Source organism: Kocuria carniphila (genome assembly GCF_004136555.1).
Classification (GTDB): domain Bacteria; phylum Actinomycetota; class Actinomycetes; order Actinomycetales; family Micrococcaceae; genus Kocuria; species Kocuria carniphila.
Genome location: NZ_NOIT01000001.1, coordinates 259916 through 283026, shown reverse-complemented (window position 1 = coordinate 283026; position 23111 = coordinate 259916). Strand labels below are relative to the sequence as shown.

At 65.3% G+C, this 23111-nt stretch carries 24 protein-coding genes, 4 tRNA genes, 1 pseudogene and 1 riboswitch; of the genes and pseudogenes, 24 read left to right on the top strand and 5 right to left on the bottom strand.

Annotation, left to right across the window (positions count from 1 at the left end; all coding sequences use genetic code 11):
• Positions 1–62 precede the first annotated feature (62 nt).
• Together EWV37_RS01185 and EWV37_RS01180 are read left to right on the top strand one after the other, a co-directional pair.
• Positions 63–1415: an MFS transporter gene (locus tag EWV37_RS01185; protein WP_129699464.1), complete on the top strand. Its 1353-nt coding sequence runs from the start codon at positions 63–65 to the stop codon at positions 1413–1415.
• Positions 1412–2380 carry an ornithine cyclodeaminase family protein gene (locus EWV37_RS01180; RefSeq protein ID WP_129699463.1) on the top strand — a complete coding sequence of 323 codons (969 nt, stop codon included), beginning with the start codon at positions 1412–1414 and terminating at the stop codon, positions 2378–2380. The genes EWV37_RS01185 and EWV37_RS01180 overlap by 4 nt, the downstream gene beginning before the upstream one ends.
• Before the next feature lie 434 nt (positions 2381–2814).
• On the opposite strand, the gene EWV37_RS01175 is transcribed toward EWV37_RS01180, so the two are convergent.
• The 5 genes from EWV37_RS01175 to EWV37_RS01155 form a co-directional block, all read right to left on the bottom strand.
• On the bottom strand, positions 2815–3177 hold the full coding sequence (locus tag EWV37_RS01175; protein ID WP_129699462.1) for a DUF5615 family PIN-like protein: 363 nt from the start codon (positions 3175–3177) through the stop codon (positions 2815–2817).
• 9 nt (positions 3178–3186) lie between these two features.
• Positions 3187–3426 (bottom strand): DUF433 domain-containing protein, encoded by a 240-nt coding sequence (locus EWV37_RS01170; protein WP_129699461.1) that lies wholly within the window; start codon positions 3424–3426, stop codon positions 3187–3189.
• Between the two features lie 97 nt (positions 3427–3523).
• Positions 3524–3598, bottom strand: a tRNA-Val gene (locus EWV37_RS01165).
• Between the two features lie 36 nt (positions 3599–3634).
• Positions 3635–3705 (bottom strand) — tRNA-Cys (locus EWV37_RS01160).
• Positions 3706–3763: 58 nt separating this feature from the next.
• A tRNA-Gly gene (locus EWV37_RS01155) sits at positions 3764–3836 on the bottom strand.
• A 288-nt stretch (positions 3837–4124) separates the two neighbouring features.
• Here EWV37_RS01155 and EWV37_RS01150 point away from each other — a divergent pair.
• The 22 genes and pseudogenes from EWV37_RS01150 (at position 4125) to lgt (ending at position 22911) form a co-directional block, all read left to right on the top strand.
• Positions 4125–4196 (top strand) — tRNA-Val (locus EWV37_RS01150).
• 106 nt (positions 4197–4302) lie between these two features.
• The gene (locus EWV37_RS01145) at positions 4303–5235 is read left to right on the top strand and encodes a cytochrome (RefSeq protein ID WP_238662982.1); all 933 of its coding nucleotides are present in this window, start codon (positions 4303–4305) and stop codon (positions 5233–5235) included.
• Entirely contained in the window at positions 5232–5963 is a 732-nt protein-coding gene (gene def, locus EWV37_RS01140) for a peptide deformylase (RefSeq protein ID WP_095798161.1), read from the top strand. Before EWV37_RS01145 ends, def begins: the two co-directional genes overlap by 4 nt.
• 2 nt (positions 5964–5965) lie before the next feature.
• Positions 5966–6901, top strand: a complete 936-nt coding sequence (fmt, locus tag EWV37_RS01135) for a methionyl-tRNA formyltransferase (RefSeq protein WP_095798160.1) — start codon at positions 5966–5968, stop codon at positions 6899–6901.
• Positions 6898–8400, top strand: coding sequence for an RsmB/NOP family class I SAM-dependent RNA methyltransferase (locus EWV37_RS01130; protein WP_095798159.1), 1503 nt, complete (start codon positions 6898–6900; stop codon positions 8398–8400). The genes fmt and EWV37_RS01130 overlap by 4 nt, the downstream gene beginning before the upstream one ends.
• A 22-nt stretch (positions 8401–8422) precedes the next feature.
• Entirely contained in the window at positions 8423–9091 is a 669-nt protein-coding gene (gene rpe / locus EWV37_RS01125; RefSeq protein ID WP_129699460.1) for a ribulose-phosphate 3-epimerase, read from the top strand.
• 154 nt (positions 9092–9245) lie between these two features.
• Positions 9246–9397, top strand: a riboswitch (FMN riboswitch).
• A 112-nt stretch (positions 9398–9509) separates the two neighbouring features.
• Complete coding sequence (gene pnuC, locus EWV37_RS01120; protein ID WP_129699459.1) at positions 9510–10217, top strand: nicotinamide riboside transporter PnuC; 708 nt, start codon at positions 9510–9512, stop codon at positions 10215–10217.
• The gene (ribD, locus tag EWV37_RS01115; RefSeq protein ID WP_238662981.1) at positions 10214–11329 is read left to right on the top strand and encodes a bifunctional diaminohydroxyphosphoribosylaminopyrimidine deaminase/5-amino-6-(5-phosphoribosylamino)uracil reductase RibD; all 1116 of its coding nucleotides are present in this window, start codon (positions 10214–10216) and stop codon (positions 11327–11329) included. Before pnuC ends, ribD begins: the two co-directional genes overlap by 4 nt.
• A gap of 21 nt (positions 11330–11350) precedes the next feature.
• On the top strand, positions 11351–12658 hold the full coding sequence (ribB, locus tag EWV37_RS01110) for a 3,4-dihydroxy-2-butanone-4-phosphate synthase (RefSeq protein ID WP_095798156.1): 1308 nt from the start codon (positions 11351–11353) through the stop codon (positions 12656–12658).
• Positions 12655–13368, top strand: a complete 714-nt coding sequence (gene ribA / locus EWV37_RS01105) for a GTP cyclohydrolase II (protein ID WP_095798155.1) — start codon at positions 12655–12657, stop codon at positions 13366–13368. Before ribB ends, ribA begins: the two co-directional genes overlap by 4 nt.
• On the top strand, positions 13365–13844 hold the full coding sequence (gene ribH, locus EWV37_RS01100) for a 6,7-dimethyl-8-ribityllumazine synthase (protein ID WP_095798154.1): 480 nt from the start codon (positions 13365–13367) through the stop codon (positions 13842–13844). Before ribA ends, ribH begins: the two co-directional genes overlap by 4 nt.
• Positions 13845–13900: 56 nt before the next feature.
• A complete protein-coding gene (locus EWV37_RS01095; RefSeq protein WP_095798153.1) occupies positions 13901–14164 on the top strand; it encodes a phosphoribosyl-ATP diphosphatase in 264 nt (87 codons plus the stop codon).
• 55 nt (positions 14165–14219) lie between these two features.
• Complete coding sequence (gene hisG, locus EWV37_RS01090) at positions 14220–15065, top strand: ATP phosphoribosyltransferase (RefSeq protein WP_095798152.1); 846 nt, start codon at positions 14220–14222, stop codon at positions 15063–15065.
• Between the two features lie 43 nt (positions 15066–15108).
• Positions 15109–15873 (top strand): imidazole glycerol phosphate synthase subunit HisF, encoded by a 765-nt coding sequence (hisF, locus tag EWV37_RS01085; protein ID WP_095798151.1) that lies wholly within the window; start codon positions 15109–15111, stop codon positions 15871–15873.
• A complete protein-coding gene (gene hisI / locus EWV37_RS01080) occupies positions 15873–16277 on the top strand; it encodes a phosphoribosyl-AMP cyclohydrolase (RefSeq protein ID WP_129699458.1) in 405 nt (134 codons plus the stop codon). The genes hisF and hisI overlap by 1 nt, the downstream gene beginning before the upstream one ends.
• Positions 16278–17837, top strand: a complete 1560-nt coding sequence (locus EWV37_RS01075; RefSeq protein ID WP_129699457.1) for an anthranilate synthase component I — start codon at positions 16278–16280, stop codon at positions 17835–17837.
• Positions 17838–17871: 34 nt separating this feature from the next.
• The gene (locus EWV37_RS01070; RefSeq protein WP_129699456.1) at positions 17872–18486 is read left to right on the top strand and encodes a Trp biosynthesis-associated membrane protein; all 615 of its coding nucleotides are present in this window, start codon (positions 17872–17874) and stop codon (positions 18484–18486) included.
• A gap of 134 nt (positions 18487–18620) precedes the next feature.
• On the top strand, positions 18621–18863 hold the full coding sequence (locus tag EWV37_RS01065) for an HGxxPAAW family protein (protein ID WP_095798147.1): 243 nt from the start codon (positions 18621–18623) through the stop codon (positions 18861–18863).
• Positions 18864–19010: 147 nt separating this feature from the next.
• A pseudogene (trpC, locus tag EWV37_RS15825) lies at positions 19011–19766 on the top strand (indole-3-glycerol phosphate synthase TrpC); the annotation flags it as partial.
• 69 nt (positions 19767–19835) lie between these two features.
• Positions 19836–21191, top strand: coding sequence for a tryptophan synthase subunit beta (gene trpB, locus EWV37_RS15820; RefSeq protein ID WP_371514751.1), 1356 nt, complete (start codon positions 19836–19838; stop codon positions 21189–21191).
• A gap of 35 nt (positions 21192–21226) precedes the next feature.
• The gene (gene trpA / locus EWV37_RS01055) at positions 21227–22045 is read left to right on the top strand and encodes a tryptophan synthase subunit alpha (protein WP_371514750.1); all 819 of its coding nucleotides are present in this window, start codon (positions 21227–21229) and stop codon (positions 22043–22045) included.
• Complete coding sequence (gene lgt, locus EWV37_RS01050; protein WP_129699455.1) at positions 22045–22911, top strand: prolipoprotein diacylglyceryl transferase; 867 nt, start codon at positions 22045–22047, stop codon at positions 22909–22911. The genes trpA and lgt overlap by 1 nt, the downstream gene beginning before the upstream one ends.
• The last annotated feature ends 200 nt before the right edge of the window (positions 22912–23111 follow it).

Here is a 23111-nt window from a genome sequence, read left to right as displayed (position 1 = left end):
ACCGGGTAGAAATGTAATATGTAACATTGTAGTGTGTCTCGGGTCACCCATCTGGAGGTCCTATGAGCAACGCGCACCAACAAGCCGCGGAAACCCGGAAAACCAATTTCCGGGTGATGGCCGGCTCCCTGTCCGGCAGCACCATCGAGTGGTACGACTTCTTCCTGTACGCCACCGCATCAGCACTGATTTTCAATGAGCAGTTCTTCCCCACGGACGATCCGTACATTTCACAGATGCTGGCGTACCTGACGCTCGCCCTGACGTTCTTCATCCGCCCGCTGGGCGGCATTGTGTTCTCGCACTTCGGGGACCGGGTTGGCCGTAAGGTCACACTAGTCGCCACGCTGACCATGATGGGTGTGGCCACAGTGGCGATCGGCCTTTTGCCCACCTACGACCAGGTGGGTGTCCTCGCGCCCATCCTGCTGATTGTCTGCCGCATCATTCAGGGTCTGGCCATTGGCGGGGAGTGGGGCGGCGCCCTGCTGCTCGCCTACGAGTACGCCCCGCCCAAGAAGCGTGGCCTGTTCGGCTCCGTTCCCCAGATGGGCATCACCATCGGCATGTTGTTGGCCTCGGCCGCTTTTGCCGTCATGGCTGCCTTCGGAACCGAGTTCCTGACCACGTGGGGTTGGCGCATCCCGTTCATCGCGTCCATCGTGCTGGTTGCCGTGGGTCTGTGGATCCGCGGTGGGCTGGGGGAGACCCCGCACTTCAAGGCCGCCAAGGAATCCGGCAGCATCCCCAAGCTGCCCCTGGCCGAGACCCTCAAGTACCACTGGCGCGCCGTTCTGGTCGCCGTGGGCGTGAAGGTCGTGGAGACCGCACCGTTCTACATCTTCGCCACGTTCGTCGTTTCTTACGCCACGGGCACCTTGAACTACAACCAGTCTTCGGCCTTGAACGCGGTGAGCCTTGGTGCGGCACTGTCCACGCTGCTGATTCCGGTCATGGGCGCCTTCTCGGACCGTGTCGGTCGTTTTAAGGTCTACTTCGCGGGCGCCGTGGCCATTGCCATCTTCGCCTTCCCGTTCTTCATGCTTTTGGACCTGCAACAGAACTGGGCGCTGTTCGCCGCGGTGGTCATCGGCCTGGGCGTCGTGTGGCCCCCGGTCACCGGCACCCTGGGCACCCTGTGCTCCGAGATCTTCTCGGCACGCGTCCGCTACACCGGTGTCACGCTCGGCTACCAGATCGGTGCCGCACTGGCGGGTGGTACCGCACCGTTGATCGCCACCTGGTTGCTCCACGAGTTCGACGGCGCCTGGTTGCCCATCGCGCTCTACCTCGTGTTGACCGCGGCCATCTCGCTGATCGCCGTGCTCTTCGCCCCGGCCATCGCCAAGCGCGAGGCCGCCAAGGAACCCATGATTTCTGACGCACCCGCATCCGTAGGAGGAGCCGCTTCATGACCGCCGATACGACGTCGAACCAGAACCAGCACACTGTGGGAGCCGCAGGATCGCCCGCGTGGTACACCTCCGAGCAGATCCTGGATGCTGTGTCCGTGGACCGGGCTCGTAAGCTCCTGGAATCAACGCTCGCCTCGGGGTTCCGCCCGCAGGATGACCCCGCACGGAGCAATATCCCGGCCGGCACGGGGCATCTCTTATTGATGCCCTCGGTTCTCGGCGACTGGGCGGGCATCAAGGTGGCCTCGGTGTCGCCCAAGAATCCCGAACAGGGTTTGCCCCGCATTCAGGCCACGTATGTGTTGATGGATTCCCAGACCCTGACCGTCCAAGCGCTCATGGAGGGCAATGTGCTCACCACGCTGCGCACCCCCGCGATCTCCGCGGTGGCGGCTGACTACCTGGCCACGCCCGACGCGAGCAAGCTCGTGGTCTTCGGAACCGGTCCGCAGGCGCTCTCCCACATTGAGGCGTTCTCCAAGATCCGTTCCTTCACGGACGTGGTCGTATGCGGCCGCACCCCCGAAAAGGTCGACGCCGCCGTCGAGCACGCGCGTTCGCTGGGACTCGCGGCCCGGTCCGGTGACGCGACCGAGGTGAGCGACGCGGACGTGGTGGTCTGCACGACGTCGGCGGCCGAACCGCTCTTCGACGGCGCCCTGGTCCCGGACACGGCCTGCGTGGTCGCCATGGGATCGCACGAACCCGAATTTCGCGAACTGGACTCCACCCTCATGGGGTGCGCCCAGGTTGTTGTCGAGGATCGTGCGACCGCCATGCGCGAGGCTGGCGACGTGATCCAGGCCGTCAACGACGGGTCCCTGGCCGAGGACAACCTGGTCGACCTGGTGGACATCGTCTCCGGTGCTACCAAGCCCGACCTCGCTCGCCCGCGCGTGTTCAAGTGCGTGGGCATGAGCTGGCAGGACCTTGCCGTGGCAATCGGTGTGGTCGAGCCGGAGTAAATCTCCCGCTCGGTTGAAAAAGAATGTGTGAGGCCCGGGTTCGCCCGGGCCTCACACATGCCCGCGCCAGCTTGTGCGCGGCTGTCAGGGCTCCGGATGCGTCCAGTCGCCGATACCGCTGCATGACCCTGCACCGCAAGCTCACGCGCCGACGCCGCTGGCTCACTCAGCGTTGCGCCGTCCGCCTCGCATCTTGGGTGCCGGTAGAACCCCCTGACACACCTGGTGTTCCGTAAGAACCTTCTCAGCAACGTGGAAGGGCTGTAACGGCACATGAGGCGTCGCGCGCGGCTCGAGCGGCTCCTCAGGTGTGGTGGGAGCCCGGGGATCATGGAGAAGTGCGAGCAGTGCGGGGGAGTCGGGGCATGCGAAAACCCTGGCACTTTCGTACCGGGGTTTTTCTTTGGTGCGTGAGGTTAGCGCCTTGATCGCCATTAGTCCACATCATGAATGATGACTCCGGGGCGGTTGATTTCGATGTAATTGTAGGTAGCAATTGCAACTTTCAGCGCCGCATAGTTTGCGTCGACGAGCGCGAGCAGATCGCGGGTAGAGATGTTCCCGCAGGTGATGTGAAGTAGTTGAGACGGCTGCTTCCGCAGTAGGTGCGATGCACGGAAATCTTCGTCCTTGGTCACCACGAAGCGTTGTTCGGTGTCCGCAATCTGTGCAACGGCGGTATCCGGCAAAGTCGCTCCACCCGGATATTCCTTGATGTGCTTGGCATCGTGCCCCAGGCTTGTCAGGTGTTGGGCAAGGGCCCGTGGCAGCTGTTGGTCGATAAGGAAACCAGCCACCTTTTTCGCCTATGCCACGACGCGAAGAACACGGGCCGATGAATCAAGAGCTGCATACTCAATCGCAGCGAGAAGATCATCGCGCTCGAGCTCGTCGTAGTCAGTCAGAATTTCGTCGTAACTCATGCCGGACGCGAGCAGTTCAAGCACGTCTTGCACTCGCAAACGCATGCCTCGGATCGTTGGGGATCCGTGGCAGATCGTCGGATTCACCGTAATCCGATCAAGTCGACTGACTGGTTTGCTCATGTGCCGAGTCTACGGTGGCAGGTTCGGATCAGCCAGGGATGTGGAAGTTCCGGGGCGCATGCGAAAACCCCGGCACTTTCGTACCGGGGTTTTTCTTTGGTGCGCGATACTGGGATCGAACCAGTGACCTCTTCCGTGTCAGGGAAGCGCGCTACCGCTGCGCCAATCGCGCTCAAACAAGCTCGTCGAGCGAGGGTGGTTAGCACCGAGGTGGAGACGGGATTCGAACCCGCGTAGACGGCTTTGCAGGCCGCTGCCTAACCACTCGGCCACCCCACCGGGACCAGATCCTTGTAGGACAGGGTCTCAGGTCTCGACATGGTTGTCGATTACTGCGAGCGGACGACGGGAGTCGAACCCGCGACCCTCACCATGGCAAGGTGATGCTCTACCAGCTGAGCTACGTCCGCATTGTTGGTTGAAAGACTTTCCGTGAACCGGTTTGCCGTTCTTCCGAGCGGAAACTCTATCACAGTCCGTCAGCGCCTGTTCCGTGAAGTTTTCAACCGGTGGGGGTTGATCGCTTCGCCGTTCTCGGCTGTGCCAACGAGCTAGAACATTACCCACACAATTTCGTTCGAGCAAATCGACGGTGACCCCAGCGGGTCCACCCGGTTAACCGATGTGAATGAGGCGAGGGTGAACCGCAACCGATTGGCATGTGACCAAAAAGTGTTCTATGGTTTTCAACGTTGCAAGCGCGATTGGCGCAGCGGTAGCGCGCTTCGTTCACACCGAAGAGGTCACTGGTTCGATCCCAGTATCGCGCACAATGAAGGCCCCGATTCCAGTAGGAATCGGGGCCTTGTGCATTCCAAGGCGAACACGTGGTGGGCGCTCGTGTGCCTGTCGGAACCGGGTCGTAGTCTGATGCCCATGACGCAACCACGCTTGGCCCAACAAACTCCCTACGGACGCATGTACGCGCGTGCGGAGGGGCAGGATCCGCAGGTTCCGTCCATCACCACGGTGATCGGCTGCGAGTCCAATGACCTGGGCGGCTGGTACGGCTACAGCGCTGCGCAGGCCTTGGCAGCGGACCCGCAGCTTCCCGACGCGCTGCGCGATTCACGACGCCGCCGCGCCCTGGTCAATCACGCGGCCAAGGCTGCCGAGCGCCACAGGGATCGCGCTGCCGAGCGCGGCGATCGCGTTCACGACTACTGCGAACAGTTGGCACTGCGAGCCATGGGGCGGGAGCATCGGGTCGAACAGGCCCGCGAGACGCTGGCCGAGAATCAGGAATCCCGTTTCGCAGATAGCGCTGACCAATGGTGGGCGCTGTACCGCCCTGAGCCGCTGGCCGCCGAGATCACCGTGTGGAACTCCACGGTGGGCTACGCCGGAACTCTTGACCTGGTGGCGCGCATCGGCGGGAAGGTCTGCCTGATCGACTACAAGACGCGCGGCACGGACCGCAATGGACGGGTCAAAGCTCCTGACGCCAAGGTGGTCACCCAACTCGTGGCCGGTTTGAAGGCGGAGGAGTCCCTGGTGGACGCTGCAGCCGGTGAATGGCAGCCGTGGGAGTATGCGAACGCGGATGTCCTGATGGCGGTGGCCATTGGTGACACAGAGGCCCTGTCCGTCCAGGCGGTTCCGGATCAGCTGCCGGCCCACTGGTTCAAGTTCTGTGCTCTGGCCAAGGTGTGGGCCCGATCAGCGGAGATCGAGGCCGCAGGCCAACAACTGCGAGCCATTGTTCCGCCGCCGCTCGACCACAACCCGGTGGGCAGGGGCGCCATGTCCGTGACCGTAGACTTGAAGGAAACCCAGATTCAGGCAACCGAGGAGAGCAATTCGCAGTGACTATCCTGCGCATTCGAACCCAGGGCGACCCAGTCCTCAGGACACCGGCACTCACCGTCACGGATTTCGACGAATCGCTGCGCACGCTGATCAGCGACATGTTCGAGACCATGTACGCAGTAAAAGGTGTGGGGCTGGCGGCACCTCAGGTGGGTGTGGGACTACAGATCTTCACCTGGGATATCGGCGATGATTCCGGCCACGTGATCAACCCCAGCATTGAAGTGGGGGACGAGCCCCAGGAAGGCGGCGAGGGCTGCCTGTCGGTGCCGGGGCCGGGTTATGACACGCCGAGAGCCAATCACGCGATCATCACGGGCGTGGACATGAACGGAGAACCCGTACGCCGAGAGGGTACCGGGTTGCTCGCACGCTGTTTCCAACACGAGACGGACCACCTGCACGGCACGTTGTTCGTCGACCGGCTGGAAGGTGAGGTTCGCAAGGAAGCGATGCGCGCCATGAGGGCTCCCGAGTACCAGGACATCGTGGACACCGTGACTCGGGAACGCGAAACTCAGCGACTCGGTGCCTCGGCCGATGCGACGTCTGCCACGAAATCATCCCTGCGGTCCAATGCCTTCCAGGGAGCTAACACGCGGTCGGGGTCGGCCACGAGCGGCTCGAAAGATTCCGTCGGTTCATCCTTTACCGGTTCCTCTTTCAGAGGTTCTCCCACAGGTTCCTCCTTCACAGGATCGGCCTTCAATCGCGGAAAGGACTCCTGATCATGACTGAGCGTCTCAAAGTTCTCTACGCCGGTACTCCGGCCACCGCGGTGATCCCCCTCGATGCCCTGGTTGACCGCGATGACGTGGACGTCGTCGCCGTCCTGACCCGCGAGGACGCACCCGTGGGCCGGAAGAAGGTCCTCACACCGTCGCCGGTTGCACAACGAGCCGACGAGCTGAACATTCCTACCCTCAAGGCCAACCGAGCCACGGCGGAGCTGGTCGACCAGTTGCGTGCCACCGGTGCGGAAATTGCGGCCGTGGTGGCGTACGGCGCGCTGCTGCCGCGTCCGGTGCTGGATGCCTTCGAACACGGATGGATCAATCTGCACTTTTCGCTCTTGCCGCAGTGGCGCGGGGCAGCCCCGGTGCAACGAGCCCTGATGGCCGGTGACACCATGATGGGCGCGACTACCTTCCTGCTGGATGAAGGTATGGACACGGGCGCCGTCGTCGGAACCCTCACCGACCCCGTCCGCAACGATGACACCGCCGGTTCCGTGCTGGAGCGGTTGTCCCACAGCGGATCGTCCTTGTTGGCGGATTCCCTGGTGGCCGTGGCCACCGGGCAGGCAAAGCCCGTTCCCCAAGAGGGAGAGGCCAGCACAGCCCCCAAACTGACCGGCGCCCAGGCACGGATCGACTGGAACCACCCTGCCGTGGCCATCTCCCATCACGTGCGCGGTGTGACCCCGGAACCGGGAGCCTGGACCGAGTACAACGGGCAACGGATGAAAATCGACCGCGTGATCCCCACGCCTGAGGTCACGGGAATGGCTCCCGGCCACGTGGAACTGCGGGACGGTGCGGTCTATGCGGGTACCGGTTCGTACGCGGTGGAACTCACCCGTGTGCAGCCCTCCGGCAAGAAACCCATGGCCGCCCTCGATTGGGCGCGCGGTCAGCAACGCAGTGAACAGGTGGTCTTCGGATGAGCGAGCGCGGTTACCGCAACGCCAAGGGACACGAGCGCAATCGGCGCGCGCAAAAGGATCGTTCATTCTCGGCGCAGGCCCCGGGGCAACGACGCCGCTCGTCCGACCCCGCGCGGCTCACGGCCTATCAAGCGTTGCGCGCGGTCAACGGCGAGGACGCCTACGGCAACCTGGTGCTGCCCCAACTCGTACGCAAGAACCGGTTGGACAAGCGAGACGCCGCCTTCGCCACCGAGCTGGCCTACGGTGCGATGCGCCGGCAGGGAACGTGGGACGCCGTTCTCGAACACTGCGTGGACCGTCCCCTCAAAGAATTGGATCCCCAGGTCCTGGACGCCCTGCGATTGGGAGTGCACCAACTCCTCGCGATGCGCGTTCCGGACCACGCGGCCCTCGATGCCACGGTGGGTCTGGTGCGAGGCGAGATCGGTCAGGGCCCGGCGGGTCTGGTCAATGCGGTGCTTCGCAAGGTCGCGCGCCAGAGCACCGAGGAGTGGCTCGATCAGCTCGAATCCGAGCAGTCGGATGACCTGCGCAAGCTGGGCGTGCGCTACTCCCATCCCGCGTGGGAGGTTCGTGCGCTGCGTCGTGCGCTGCGCATGAGCGGACGATCCCCGGAAGAGATCGAAGACCTCTTGGAGGCCAACAACGCACCCCCTCGAGTGCACCTGGTCGCACTTCCCGAGCTGGGGAGCCTGGACGCGGCCCTGGACGAGGGCGCAACGCCCGGAACACTCGTGGCGGACAGCGCCGAGAGCGCCGGGGGAGACGTGCATCGGATTCCCGGAACACGGGACGGCACCGTGCGCGTCCAGGACGCCGGCTCCCAGTTGGTGGCCCGCGTGCTCGCAGAAGTGCCGGTCGAGAACGACCACGGGAAGTGGGCCGATTTCTGTGCCGGCCCCGGTGGCAAAGCATCCCTGCTCGCCGCGCTGGCGGATCAACAGGACGCCCGGCTGTATGCCAACGAAGTCAGCGATCACCGGGCGGACCTCGTCGAACAGGCACTGGCCGCAGTGCCGGAACGGGCCTGGAGCCTCCGCGTGGGCGACGGTCGCGACATCCCCGGGGAGATGCCGGGTGGATTCGACCGCGTGCTCGTGGACGTGCCGTGCACGGGACTGGGCGCCCTCCGGCGTCGCCCGGAGGCGCGGTGGCGCCGCACCCCCGCGGACGTGGCCGAGCTGGGATCGTTGCAGCGGGAGCTCCTAACCGCCGCGCTGGATTCCACCCGCCCCGGTGGCGTGGTGCTCTACGCGACCTGCTCGCCGCACACCGCGGAGACGCTGGACGTGGTCTCGGACATCGTGGAGTCCCGTGATGACGCCCAGATCTTGGACACGGCTCGCTATGCTCGCGACGCCGCTCTGCCGGGAGCTCTCGACGGCGACCGGTCCGCCGAGCTCGACTGGCCGAACGGTGGCAGCAGCGTGCAGCTGTGGCCCCACGTGCACGGAACCGACGCCATGTTCATGATCGCCGTGCGGAAATCCGCCTGACCCTCACACCCCTGGAGACACCATGAGCCGTTGTGCCATCCACCCGTCCATCCTGTCCGCAGACTTCTCCCGTCTGGCCGAGGAACTGCAGCGCATTTCCAACGCCGATGCCGCCCACGTGGACGTCATGGACAACCACTTCGTGCCGAACCTGACGCTCGGGTTGCCCGTGGTGGAAAGCTTGCAGAAGGTCAGCCCCGTCCCCCTGGACATGCACCTGATGATTGAGGATCCCGACCGATGGGCTCCGGCCTACGCGGAGGCCGGATGTGCGTCGGTGACGTTCCACGCGGAGGCGGCCGCCGCACCGATCAAGCTCGCCCGTGAACTGCGGGCAGCAGGGTCTAGGGCGGGGCTTGCGGTGCGTCCGGCCACGCCTATCGAACCGTACCTGGACCTGCTGCCCGAACTGGACATGCTGCTCATCATGACCGTGGAACCCGGTTTCGGGGGGCAGAAGTTCTTGGACGTGACGCTGCCCAAGCTCCGCCGAGCGGCCCAGGCTGTAAAGGCCCACGGTGGCACGGTGGCGCTACAGGTGGACGGCGGGGTCACGGAGGAGACGATTGTGCGGGCCGCCGAGGCCGGTGCAGACACGTTCGTCGCGGGCTCCGCGGTGTACGGCAAGGATGATCCCGCCGCGGCAATCGACGCTCTGCGCGAAATCGCGAGGGCCCATCAGGACGGCTGAATCGAGTGCTCCATGCCGCGATTGAATCCCGTGTTCCTCGGTGCCAGCGCCCGCTATGAGCAGCGTACGAGCACGACGAACCGCGGCGAGAGTGCACTCTGGCGCGGGCGAACTTTCGTGCGAGTCCCGCGCACCGTGGCATAATTCAAATCACAACGTGTTCCGGGGTCGGTGTAAGTCCGAACCGGCGGTTACAGTCCGCGAACCGTGAACGCTCGTCGCACAGAGTCACGCGATGATGCGGGAACGGCCGAACCGGTGAAATTCCGGTACCGACAGTCACAGTCTGGATGGTAGGCACACGTGGATATCGGCTCGCCACCCCTTGGCAGGGGTGCCGTTGCGATGCTCATACCCATGAGCATGATCCGTTATCTCCGCCCCGGAGCTGCAAGGATTCAGGGCGAGAGGATATTCCGTGGACGTATTGCGCTGGCTGTTCGACGCGCAACTGCAGGTGGGTAACGGATTCATCCTGTGGCGTGAAGTCCTGGGTAACGTGTTCGGATTGCTGTCCGCACTCGGCGGCATGCGCCGCAAGATCTGGGCCTGGCCCGTGGGCATCCTGGGCAATCTGATTCTGCTGACCGTGTTCCTGGGCGCGGTGTTCGACACCCCCAATCCGGTCAACCTGCTCGGCCAAGCCGGCCGCCAAGTCATGTTCATTGCGGTATCGGTGTACGGCTGGGTGCAGTGGCGTCGCTCAAGGGGTAACAACCAAGAGGCCGTGACGCCGCGCTGGGCTACCGGCAAGCAACGCTTCCTCCTGATCGCCGCGCTCGTGTTCGGCACCGCACTGCTGACCCCCGGCTTCCGCGCACTGGGCTCCTACGAACCGGTCTGGGCTGATGCCTGGATCTTCATGGGTTCACTGCTGGCGACCTACGGCATGGCCAAGGGCTGGGTCGAGTTCTGGCTGATCTGGGTGGCCGTGGACCTGGTCGGAGTGCCGTTACTGTTCTCCGCCGGTTACTACGCGTCCGGTCTGATGTACGTGTTCTACGGAGCGTTCACACTGGTGGGATTCTTCGTCTGGTGGCGCGTGAACTCCAAGCAGCGCAAACAGGCCACGATCGAGACCGGATTCCCGGATCTCCACCTGAAAGTGGGGGACGACTCGAAATGATCCCCTCGGCACAGGAACGAACGGACCCCGGCTTCACCTCCGCCGAGCACACGGCCATGACGGCCGCGCTCGACGCCGCGGCCCGGGGGGTGCGTGGCGCCAACCCCGTGGTGGGTGCGGCCCTGCTCCACCGAGATGGCCGCATCCTACACACCGGTCATCACAGCGGCGCAGGCACACTCCACGCCGAGGCGGACGCCCTGCGCAAGGCCAAAGAAGCAGGCACAGACCTTGCCCATGTGACCATGGTGATCACCCTGGAACCTTGCAACCACATGGGGCGGACCGGCCCCTGCACGGGCGCGATCCTTGACGCGGGAATCGACAGCGTTATTTTCGCCGTTCATGACGGCACGGAAGCCGCCAGCGGGGGAGGCGCGTTCCTCGCGGATCACGGGGTTTCGGTGCGTCACGGGCTGTTGGCCGAGCAGGCCGCCGATCTCAATGACCGGTGGTTCAACGCTCAGTTCCAGAACCGCCCGTTCGTGACGCTCAAGATCGCCCAGTCGCTGGACGGCAGGGTGGCTGCCCCGGACGGAACCAGCCAGTGGATCACTGGCCCTGCGGCGCGAGACGCCGGCCATGAGATCCGCGGCCGCGTGGACGCAATCCTGGTGGGCGGCGGGACAGCCCGCGTGGACAACCCCACGCTGACGGCCCGCGACGCTCACGGCAACCCCCGAGACCACCAGCCATTGCGCGCGGTCGTGTCTCGCACCCCGGTGGCCCACGACGCCCGGGTCCGCCGCGGCGTCGTTGCGCGCGAGGACAGCAGCGAGACGTCCGACGGCCGCTTCGTCTGGCTCAACACCCACGATCCCGCCGAAGCCCTCGCCCGGTTGGGTGCGCTGGGCGTCGCCCACGTGCTCGTCGAGGGCGGTCCCACGGTCAGCGCCGCGTTCCTCGCCGCGAACCTCGTGGACGAGCTCTGGCTCTACCAAGCCCCCATGATTCTCGGCGATGGGAAAGCCGCACTGGCACCCCTGCCGACACAGACCCTCGCCGACGCCGCTCGCTGGCGTTCCGATCCCGTGGCCGGGCCGTCGGTCCGCACCTTGGGAAACGACGTCGCGTGGCATTTACGACCCGCCGCGGTCTCGGCCTCGAAGTAGTTCAGTACGAAGGAGCAGGACATGTTTACCGGAATTGTCGCGGCACAGGCCACGGTGGAGCGCATTGAGCGACTCGCCCAGGACGCCGCACGGCTGCACGTGGACGCTGGGCAGATCATCGCGGATCTGCCTCACGGTGGTTCTCTGGCGGTCAACGGTGTGTGCCTGACCGCCGTGCCCGCACCCGAGGCAGGCGCCGGACGTTTCACCGCCGACGTCATGGGCGAGACCCTTCGCCTGACCACTCTGGGAGAACTGTCCGAGGGCGAGAACGTCAACCTGGAACGCTGCACCGTTGCCGGCGAACGTTTGGACGGCCACGTGGTGCAAGGCCACGTGGATGGCGTGGGAACGGTGGTCTCCCGCACGGAGCACACCGGGTGGCACACGGTACGCATCCAGGTTCCCACCGAGCTCGCGAAGTACATCGCGGTCAAGGGATCCATCGCCGTGGACGGCGTGTCCCTGACGGTAACGGCCGTGAACCCCGCGACCGAGGACCCAGCGTGGTTCGAGGTGGGGCTGATCCCCGAAACGCTGCGTGCCACCACACTGGGTCGCCGCACCGAAGGGTCCACCGTCAACATCGAGGTGGATGTGTTGGCCAAGTACGCCGAACGGCTGGCCTCGTATGCCGCACCGGCGGCGTCGGCCAGAGTGCGCCTGGATCCCGTGCCAGCGGCCATTTCGGCGATTGCCGCCGGCCACGCCGTGGTGGTCGTTGACGACGAGGACCGCGAGAACGAGGGCGACCTGGTCTTCGCGGCGCAACATGCCACGCAACAGCTCATGGGCTTCACCATTCGTCACAGCTCGGGTGTCGTCTGCATCCCCATGCCTCACGAACAAGCCGATGCGTTGGCACTTCCCGCCATGACCGTGCACAACGAGGACTCCAAGGGCACCGCCTACACGGTCACGTGTGATGCTCGGGTGGGCGTCAGCACCGGTATCAGTGCCGCGGATCGAGCCCTGACCTCGCGCTTGCTCGCCGATCCCGCCACCGGCCCGGCCGAACTGACCAGGCCCGGTCACATCCTGCCGCTGCGCGCCGTGGACGGTGGCGTGCGCGTGCGCCGCGGCCACACCGAGGCCTCCGTGGAACTCGCACGCCTGGCCGGTTGCGAACCGGTGGGTGCTATTGCGGAGATCGTGGATGACCAGGGTGAACTGTTGCGCGCTCCCGCGCTGCGCGAGTTCGCAGACCGACACGGGTTGTTCATGATCAGCATCGAGGACCTCGTGGACTACCTGGAGCAGCGCGCGGCGGGTGAGGCAGCGGCGTCGTCGGCGGAAGCCCCCGTGGACAACCGGGACCTCTCCGCATGAGCCCGACTCCCGGACCCCTGGACCACTCGGAAGCGGTGACCATCCCCACCGAGTTCGGCACCTTCTCCGTGATGGGATGGTTGGTTCCCGAACCCAACGGCCGCGCTGCGGCGGAGCACGTCTCCCTGAGCGCGGCATCCACGAGCGCGGTAGAAGCGGCCAAGCCGCCGCTGGTCCGATTGCACTCCGAATGCATCACCGGCGACGTGTTCGGCTCGTGGCGCTGTGACTGTGGACCCCAACTGCACCTGGCGCTGGAGCGCATCGCCGACCATGGCGGAACGGTGCTGTACTTGCGCAATCACGAGGGCCGCGGTATCGGCCTGATCAACAAGCTGCGCGCCTATAAGTTGCAGGACGGCGGCGCGGACACGGTCGAGGCCAACACGATGCTCGGCCTGCCCGCCGAGGCTCGCGACTACACGGCGGCCGCGCGGATCCTCAAGGAAATGGGCCTGACGCGGATCCGACTGCTCACCAACAACCCGGACAAGGTCAGCAAGCTAGAAGCTCTGGGGATCACCGTGGAATCCGTGGTGCCCCACGAGGTCCCGCCGCGCGAAGAAAACCTGCGCTACCTGCTGACCAAGCGCGACCGAATGCATCACCACCTGACCGAACTCGCGTCCATTGAACCCGGTGCCACCAAACACAGCACCGACACCACGAATCTCAACACCACGAACCCCAGCACAGGAGAAGAATCATGAGCGGACACGGAGCTCCCGTCACCAACGCCGGCGAACTCAACGGCGAAAACCTCACCGTGGCGGTTGTCGCGGCCAGTTGGCACGACCAGATCATGGACGGACTGCTGGACGGCACCCGTCGCGCGCTGACGGACGCGCGCGTGGGCAACGTGGTCGAGGTGCGCGTGCCCGGTAGCTTCGAATTGCCGGTGGCGGCGCGTCGACTGGCCGAGACCGCGGACGCCGTGGTGGCCCTCGGCGTGGTCATCCGCGGCGGAACGCCCCACTTCGACTACGTGTGCTCCGCCGCGACCACCGGTTTGACCGACGTCTCAGTGGTCACCGGCAAGCCCGTGGGTTTCGGCGTGCTCACATGTGACACCGAGGAACAGGGCCTGGACCGCGCCGGCCTGGAGGGCTCGAGCGAGGACAAGGGCTACGAAGCAGCGGAGGCTGCCGTGCGTACCGCCCTGACCCTGCGCGAACTCGGGGTCTGAGGCGGGCCCCGCGCCACGGTTCAACTGATAGGGCACGAAACCATTACCCTAAAGGGGTGAAGACCTTCGAAGCCCTGTTTGCCGAAATCACCCAAAAAGCCGCTGACCGTCCGGAGGGTTCCGGAACCGTCAAAGAATTGGATTCGGGAATCCATGGCATCGGGAAGAAGGTCGTCGAAGAGGCCGCTGAAGTCTGGATGGCCTGCGAATACGAAACCGACGACCAAGCCGCCGAAGAAATCTCGCAACTGCTCTACCACCTGCAGGTCATGATGGTGGCCAAGGGCCTGCGTCTCGAAGACGTCTACAAATACCTGTGATCCCGTGCCGGTCAGTTCCGGCCCTCCCCATTCCAGCCCTTTGGAAAGGAACCCCATGCTGCGAGTAGCCGTGCCCAACAAGGGCGCGCTGTCCGAAGCCGCCATCACCATGCTCACCGAGGCCGGTTACCGGCAGCGGCGCAGCAGCCGCGAGCTGGTGTTGGTCGACAACGAGAACAACGTCGAGTTCTTCTACCTGCGCCCCCGGGACATCGCCATTTACGTGGGCGGTGGCACCCTGGACCTGGGGATCACCGGCCGCGACCTGCTGCTGGACTCCGGAGCCGAGGCCATGGAGGACCTGGGGCTGGATTTTGCTCGCTCGACCTTCCACCTGGCCGGGCCCACGGGACAATTCGCGTCCGTCAAGGAACTCGAGGGCAAGCGAGTGGCCACGAGCTACGAACTGCTGCTGAGCAAGTACCTGGAAAAGCACGGCGTCAACGCTGAGGTCGTCCGCCTGGACGGTGCCGTGGAGTCCTCGATCCGCCTGGGCGTGGCAGACGCCATCGCAGATGTGGTGGAAACCGGCAACACGCTGCGCGCGGCGGGCCTGGAAATTTTTGACGAGCCCATCATGCGCTCGGAGGCACTGTTGATCCGTCGTCAGGATCAGGGGGAGCCGGAGGGCCTCGAGGTGCTGCGCCGTCGACTGCGCGGTGTACTGGTCGCTCGCCAGTACGTGATGATGGACTACGACATTTCCGAGGATCTGTTGGAAGCCGCCACCAAGATCACCCCCGGGATGCAGAGCCCCACCATTTCCCCGCTGGACCGAGACGGGTCGGTGGCCGTGCGCGCCATGGTGCGCAAACGCGACACCAACAAGATCATGGACTCCCTCTACGAGGCCGGGGCCCGCGCGATCCTCGTCTCGCCCATTCAGGCAGCCCGGATTTGACGCGCGTACGCTACCCGTTTCAGCAAGTAGTTAGGACAGCACTATGGGTGTGGCCGTACGAGTGATCCCGTGCCTCGACGTGGACGCGGGGCGCGTGGTCAAGGGCGTGAACTTCGAGAACCTCCGCGACGCCGGCGACCCGGTGGAACTCGCCGCTCGGTACAACCTGGCCGGCGCGGATGAACTGACGTTCCTGGACGTCACCGCCTCATCGAGTGACCGCGCCACGATGTTCGACGTGGTCTCCCGCACCGCGGAGCAGGTGTTCATCCCGCTCACCGTGGGTGGTGGCGTGCGTACCCCGGAGGACGTCGACCGTCTCCTGCGCACCGGCGCGGACAAAGCCTCGATCAACACTGCGGCCATCGCTCGGCCGGAGGTCATCAACGAGATCACCAATCGCTTTGGCAATCAGGTGCTCGTGCTCTCGTGCGATGCGAAACGCACGGGTAATACGCCGTCGGGCTTCGAGGTCACCACGCACGGTGGCCGACAGCTCACCGGCATCGACGCCCTGGACTGGTGTCAGGAGGCCGAGGAACGCGGAGTGGGGGAGATTCTCCTCAACTCCATGGACGCGGACGGCACCCGCGAGGGCTTCGATCTGGACATGATTCGCGCGGTGCGCGAACGCGTGTCCGTGCCGCTGATTGCCTCCGGAGGAGCGGGTTCCCCCGAGCACTTCCCGCCCGCGGTCGCAGCCGGGGCCGACGCCGTTCTGGCCGCCTCGGTCTTCCACTTCGGTCCCGTGGGTGCAATCGCCGAGGTCAAGGACGCCCTGCGATCAGCAGGGTACGAGGTGCGTTGATGCGCACGGAAGAGTTGAGCGTCGTGGACAACACGCCCCAAGAATTTTTCGACAGTCGCCTGGACCCGCAGGTCGCGAGCCGTCTCAAGCGGGACTCCACCGGACTCGTCGCGGCCGTGGTCCAGCAGTACGACACCGGCGATGTGCTCATGCTCGGCTGGATGAACGACGAAGCCCTGCACCGGACTCTCACCGAGGGCCGGGTCACGTTCTGGTCCCGTTCGCGCCAGGAATATTGGCGCAAGGGTGATACCTCCGGCCATATTCAAAAGGTGCACTCCGTCAGCCTCGATTGCGATGGAGATGCCCTGCTCGTCAAGGTCGATCAAACCGGCGCCGCATGCCACACGGGCGCGCGTACATGCTTCGACGATCGTGACCTGAACGCTCACCAGGCGGTTTAAATGCAACAGCTCGGCACCATTACCCCCACCTTGCAGGAATTTCGCGAGTACGCCGCCACGCGCCGTGTGATTCCCGTGCGCACCACGGTGCTCGCGGATTCCATGACGCCCATCGGTCTGTACCGCTCACTCGTGGTGCGCGGTGGCAAGCCGGCTCCGGGTACGTTCCTGTTGGAGTCCGCGGCAGAGGGCGGCGTCTGGTCGCGGTACTCGTTCGTGGGCGCCCGTTCCTTCGCGACACTCACGGCCAAGGACGGCCAGGCGCACTGGCTGGGGGAGGCTCCGGCAGGTGCGCCGGTGGACGGCGATCCGATGGAGGCACTGCGCGCCACCATGGATCTGCTGCACACCGAGCCCTTCGAGGGCGTACCGCCGTTGACCTCCGGCATGGTCGGTTTCGTGGGCTGGGAAGCGGTGCGCCGTTGGGAGAAGCTGCCCAACCCGCCCGAGGATGACCTGAACATGCCCGAGCTGGCCATGAACCTGGTTGCGGACATGGCCGTGCACGACAGCACAGAGGGCACCGTGATGCTGGTGGCCAATGCCGTAAACGTCAACGGCACCGATGAGAACGTGGATGCCGCCTATCACGACGCCGTCTCTCGGCTGCGGGAGATGGTCAACCGACTGGCTACCCCGCTCGAACGTTCCACGGTCTCGGTCATGGACCCCAATGCCCAGGACATCACGGACATCGAGGGCGCGGCCCGACAGTCGTGGGATCGCGAGCTGTTCATCGACGCGATCAACCGCGGCAAGAAGGCCATCGTGGACGGGGACATCTTCCAGGTGGTCGTCTCACGGCGCTTCGAGGCCGAATGCCGCGCGGACGCGCTGGACGTCTACCGCACGCTGCGCCGGATCAACCCCAGCCCGTACATGTACTTGTATGCGTTCGAAGATGCGGACGGTCGGCCCTACTCCATCGTGGGTTCCTCTCCGGAGGCCCTGGTCACCGTGACCGGTCGGCAGGCCATGACGCACCCGATCGCGGGTTCGCGTCCCCGCGGGGCCACCGTGGACGAGGACGTCGCCCTGGGCCATGATCTGCTCGCGGACGAGAAGGAGCGTGCCGAGCACCTCATGCTCGTGGACCTCGCGCGCAACGATCTTTCCAAGGTAGCCGTGCCCGGTTCCGTGGACGTCAGCGAGTTCATGGAGATCGAGCGCTTCAGCCACATCATGCACTTGTGCTCCACAGTGGTGGCCAAGATGCGCGAGGGCGTTTCCGCCTACGACGTGCTCGCCGCGACCTTCCCCGCGGGCACGCTCTCCGGCGCGCCCAAACCGCGCGCCCTGCAGCTGCTCGACGAGTACGAACCGCTGCGCAGGGCCGTGTACGGCGGCGTGGTCGGGTACATGGATTTCGCGGGGAACATGGACATGGCCATCGCCATCCGCACCGCGTTGCTCGTCAATGACACGGCCTACGTTCAGGCCGGCGGCGGTATCGTGGCTGATTCGGACCCGGAGACGGAAGCCCTCGAATCCTTGAACAAGGCGACCGCACCCCTGCGTGCCGCCCTGGTGGCCGAGTCGCTGCGCGATCTCTCGCGCTGACCTGCCCCCACTTTCAGCACTAGAAAGGACCACAGTGTTGCGTCGTACGGCACCCGCAGTTCTAGCCACCCTGGTGTGCGCGATCGGACTGTTCGCCGCTTCAGCCGCCACGTGGATCCATGCCACGGTCGAGACCACCCTGCAACCGATCACCGTTGATGTCGCGGGGTCCGACGCCGCTCCGGCCGTCACGGCCCTCGGTCTCGTCGCGGGCGCGGCCGCCGTGGCCTCGACCCTTGCGGGTCGAGTCTTGCGAACCATCGTGGGTGCGGTCGTCTCGCTGGCGGGAGTCGGTGCGATCTTCGCGGTGCTCTCCGTGACCGCGGACCCCGAGAACGCGTCTCGCGGCGCCGTCGGCACCCAGACCGGAGCCGTGGGCACGGGTGGCGAGTTCGTGCTCACCGTGTCTCCTTGGCTCGCCCTCGCTGCCGCGGTCGGTTTGATCCTGTGCGGGCTGTGGCTCGTGCTGGTAGCGCGCAACGCGCGGAAGAAATCAGGGCAGCGCTACGACCGTGAGGCACTGGCGGGTAACAAAGCGGCGTCGGCGGATGAAAAGACGGTGACCACCGAACACTCCGACGACATCGACGCCTGGGACGCCTTCACGCGTGGCGAGGACCCCACTCGCGGGCCGCGACAGCGCGAGTAACCTGAGTGTGGTGCTGAACCAGCAACGCCCGAGGTAATGGCACAATGGGAGCAAAAGAATTCACGGGGCGCTCCGACGCGCGCCGATCACTGTATGAGCCGCACGGCTCAACCGGCACGGGAGAGTGGACACACATGTCGAACACCAACCAAGTCATCCTGGACCACACGGCCGCTGTCGGTCACGGCAATACTGTTGCCGCGTGGGCCTGCATCGCCATCATGGCCGTTGGCGTGATCGTGGGTTGCGTGGGCTTCACCATTGCCTCGACCCCCGTCACCGTAGTGGGCATCGGTTTGATCGTGGTGGGCCTCATCGTGGGTGCCGTCCTCAAGGTCATGGGCCACGGCAAGGGCAGCGAGAAGCACAACCACTGAGCAGCGTGATCTCAGGACCGGTGCGCGCCCATGTGCGTCACCGGTTCACCAGACCATGACCAGTTCCCAGCGCGGCGGAACTGGTCATCGTCATACGGGCGGGTTGTGACCCGACCGATGACGGAACAAATGTAAGTGAGGATTTGCATGAGTCAGCAACGCACCAACACGGTGCTCGACCAGATCATCGAGGGGGTGCGCGAGGATCTCGAAGCCCGCCGCGCCGTGGTGAGTCTGCAGCAGTTGCAGCGCACCGCCAAGGCTCAGGCTCCGGCGCTGGACGCGGAAAGTGCCTTGCGCGGTGAGGAGCCCGGTTCGGTCCAGGTGCTCTCCGAGGTCAAGCGGTCCAGCCCGTCCAAGGGTGCGTTGGCGGACATCGCGGACCCGGCTGCTTTGGCCGCGTCCTACGAACAGGGTGGTGCCTCCGCGATTTCGGTGCTGACCGAGAAGCGTCGATTCGGCGGTTCGCTCACCGATCTGGACGCCGTGCGCCAGGCCGTGAATGTCCCGGTGCTGCGCAAGGACTTCACGGTGGATGAGTACCAGATCTGGGAGGCCCGCGCGCACGGTGCGGACATGGTGCTGCTCATCGTGGCCGCCCTGGATGACGAGACCCTGCGTCGCTTCCTGGACCTGACCCACGAGCTCGGGATGCACGCGCTGGTCGAGACTCACACGCCCGAGGAGATCGAACGCGCCGTGGCCGTGGGCGCGCGGATCATCGGCGTGAACACCCGGAACCTCAAGACCCTCGAGGTGGATGTCCACACATTCGGTCGCCTTGCGGACCAGATTCCCACGGACGCGGTGATCATCGCCGAGTCCGGTGTCGCCGGCGAGGACCAGATCAAGCTCTATGCGGGTCACGGGGCCAACGCGGTGCTGACCGGTGAGGTCCTGGTCAAGTCCGACGATCCCGCACGCACCATTTCCCGGTTCCGCGACGTGGGTGCGGCCGCCCGCGCGGATTTCCTGGCGGGCAAGAAGCCCCCGGCCGCCCAGGCCGAGTTCGCAGCCCAGCAACTTGCCGCATCCGCCGACGGCGCTGCGTCGCCCGGTTCCGGCGAGGGTTCCCTCAAGAACGCCCCCGGCCCGTACTTCGGTGACTTCGGTGGCCGGTGGATGCCCGAATCTCTCGTGGCCGCGTTGGACGAGCTGACCGAGGTCTTCGACAAGGCACGGGTGGATGACGAGTTCCAGGACGAGTTCAAGCGGCTGTCCCGCGACTACTCCGGTCGCCCCTCCCTGCTGACCGAGGCCAAGCGCTTCGGTGAATCAATCGGCGCCCGCGTGTTCCTGAAGCGTGAGGACCTCAACCACACCGGTTCGCACAAGATCAACAACGTGCTCGGTCAGGCCCTGCTCGCCCAGCGCATGGGCAAGAACCGCCTGATCGCTGAGACCGGCGCAGGCCAGCACGGCGTGGCGACCGCGACCGCCGCGGCACTGTTCGGCATGGAATGTTGCATTTACATGGGCGAGGAGGACACTCGCCGCCAGGCCCTGAACGTGGCCCGCATGCGGCTGCTCGGTGCCGAGGTCGTGCCCGTCTCCCACGGCTCCGCCACGCTCAAGGACGCGATCAACGAAGCTCTGCGTGACTGGGTGGCCTCCGTGGACACCACGCACTACCTGTTGGGTACCGCTGCCGGTCCGCACCCGTTCCCCGCGATGGTGCGCTACTTCCACGAGCAGATCGGTGAAGAGGCGCGCGAACAGATCTTGGAGAAGGCCGGTCGCCTGCCTGACGCCGTGACGGCGTGTGTGGGTGGCGGGTCCAACGCCATCGGAATCTTCCACGGCTTCCTGGACGACGCCGAGGTCGAGCTCTACGGCAACGAGGCCGGTGGAGACGGCGTGGACACCGGTCGTCACGCGGCCACCATCACCCTGGGTCGTCCGGGTGTACTGCACGGTGCCAAGACGTTCCTGATGCAGGACACGGACGGCCAGACCATCGAATCGCACTCGATCTCTGCGGGACTGGACTATCCGGCCGTGGGTCCGGAGCACTCGCACCTGCACGCGATCGGCCGCGTGAAGTACGAGGCCATTACGGACACGCAGGCCATGGAGGCCTTCAAACTGCTGTCCCGCACGGAGGGCATCATTCCCGCGATCGAGTCCTCGCACGCCCTGGCCGGCGCCCGTGATCTTGCGGGCCGCTGGGTCAAGGACCTCGGCCCGGAGGCGGCCGCGGAAAAGATCATTGTGGTGTCCCTGTCCGGACGCGGCGACAAGGACGTGGCCACGGCCGCGGAATGGTTCGACATGCTCCCCGAGGACAGCCATGAGGAGCAGGTCGGTCAGAAAGGTGAACAACTGTGAGCGCCCCCGAATCCGTCCGTCCCGGAGTGGGCGGCTTGGCAGAACGCATCCTCCCCAAGGACCTCACCCGTAATCCCGACTCGAAGCTCGCCGCGCGGATCGCGCAGTGTAAGGCGGAAGGTCGTCCCGCGCTGGTCGGTTACCTCCCGGCCGGCTATCCGACCGTGGAAGAGTCCGTGGAAGCCGCGGTGGCCCTGGGCCAGAACGGCGCGGACATCATCGAGATCGGCATCCCGTATTCGGATCCCGTCATGGACGGCACCGTGATCCAGAACGCGACCACTCAGGCACTGGCCAACGGTGTGCGGGTTGCAGACGCGTTCACGGTCGTTCAGGCAGTCTCCGAGCGCACGGACGCCGTACCCGTGGTGATGACCTACTGGAACCCGGTGCTGCAGACCGGCGTGGACGAATTCTCCCGCCGTCTGCGCGAAGCCGGGGGAGCGGGCATGATCACCCCGGACCTCATTCCCGATGAGGCAGGCGACTGGTTTGAGGCTTCCCAGAAGTACGGTCTTGACCGGATCTTCCTGGTGGCCCCGTCCACCACGCGTGAGCGTATGGACATGACCGTCAAGGCGTCCTCCGGATTCGTCTACGCGGTCTCCATCATGGGCGTCACCGGGGCCCGTGACCAGGTGTCCTCGGCCGCCGAGGACGTCGTTGCGCGCGCCCGCGAAGCCGGAGCCGAGAACGTGTGCGTGGGACTGGGCGTGTCCAACCGCGGACATGTCGAGGAGATCGGCGCGTACGCGGACGGTGTGATCGTGGGAACCGCACTCGTGCGCGCCCTGGGCGAGGGCGGTCCCGAGGCCGTCGGCCGCTTGGCCGCTGAACTCTCCGGTCGCGGCTGATGCCTCCGGTGATTGCCGCAGCTATTCCCTCGCCGGATATCAGCAGCATCTCGCTGGGGCCGCTGACCATCCACTTCTACGCCCTGTGCATTCTGCTCGGCATGGCCGCGGCCGTGTGGCTCACCATGCGCCGCTGGAAGGCCCGGGACCAAGATCCCGACGTGCTGTGGGACATCGTGTTCTGGGCCGTGATCGCGGGCATCATCGGATCCCGCGCCTACCACGTGCTCATTACGGATCCCGTCGGCTACTTCGGTCCGGGAGCGAACCCCTTGGACGCGCTCAAGATCTGGGAGGGCGGCCTGGGCATCATGGGAGGCGTGCTCTTCGGGGCCGGTGCCGCATGGCTCGTGTCTCGGAAGAACGGTGTACCCCTGTGGTACTTCGCGGACTCCGTGGCACCCTCGTTGCTGTTGGCTCAGGGCATTGGCCGCTGGGGCAACTGGTTCAACCAGGAGTTGTTCGGCAAACCCACTGATGCGCCCTGGGGACTGCAGATCGACCCCACGTCCGCGAACTTCCCGGATGGTCTTCCCGCGGACACCCTGTTTCATCCGACCTTCCTCTACGAGAGCCTGTGGAACCTGGCGGGTGTGGTGATTCTCATCACACTCGGTAGGCGATTCCAGCTCACGCACGGCCGCGTGTTCGCCCTGTATCTGGTGTACTACGGCCTGGGGCGGCTCATGATCGAGCTGTTCCTGCGCATCGATCCCGCGCTGATGATCGCTGGTCAGAGGGTCCACGTGTGGACGTCATTGGCCCTGATCCTGTTCGGCATTGCATTATTTGCCGCAATAACTGTCAAAGTCCGCAGAAATCCAGAAATACCCGCGAACGGTGCCGCGCACTCGGCGCTCCGCTGAGCGGCGCGTACCACGTTGAACCCCCGGCCAACGCCGGGGGTTTTACGTCGGGTGTCGACGCTCACAATCGAATTTCGGATCGTGGTAAATTACCCGTGCGCCGCACCGGGGATTCGTCATCATGCGAGTCCCGCGTTCGGTGGTGATCCGTCGGTCTTTCCGAGCCCGACCCAGTGGTTCGCAGCGCCGCGGACACATTT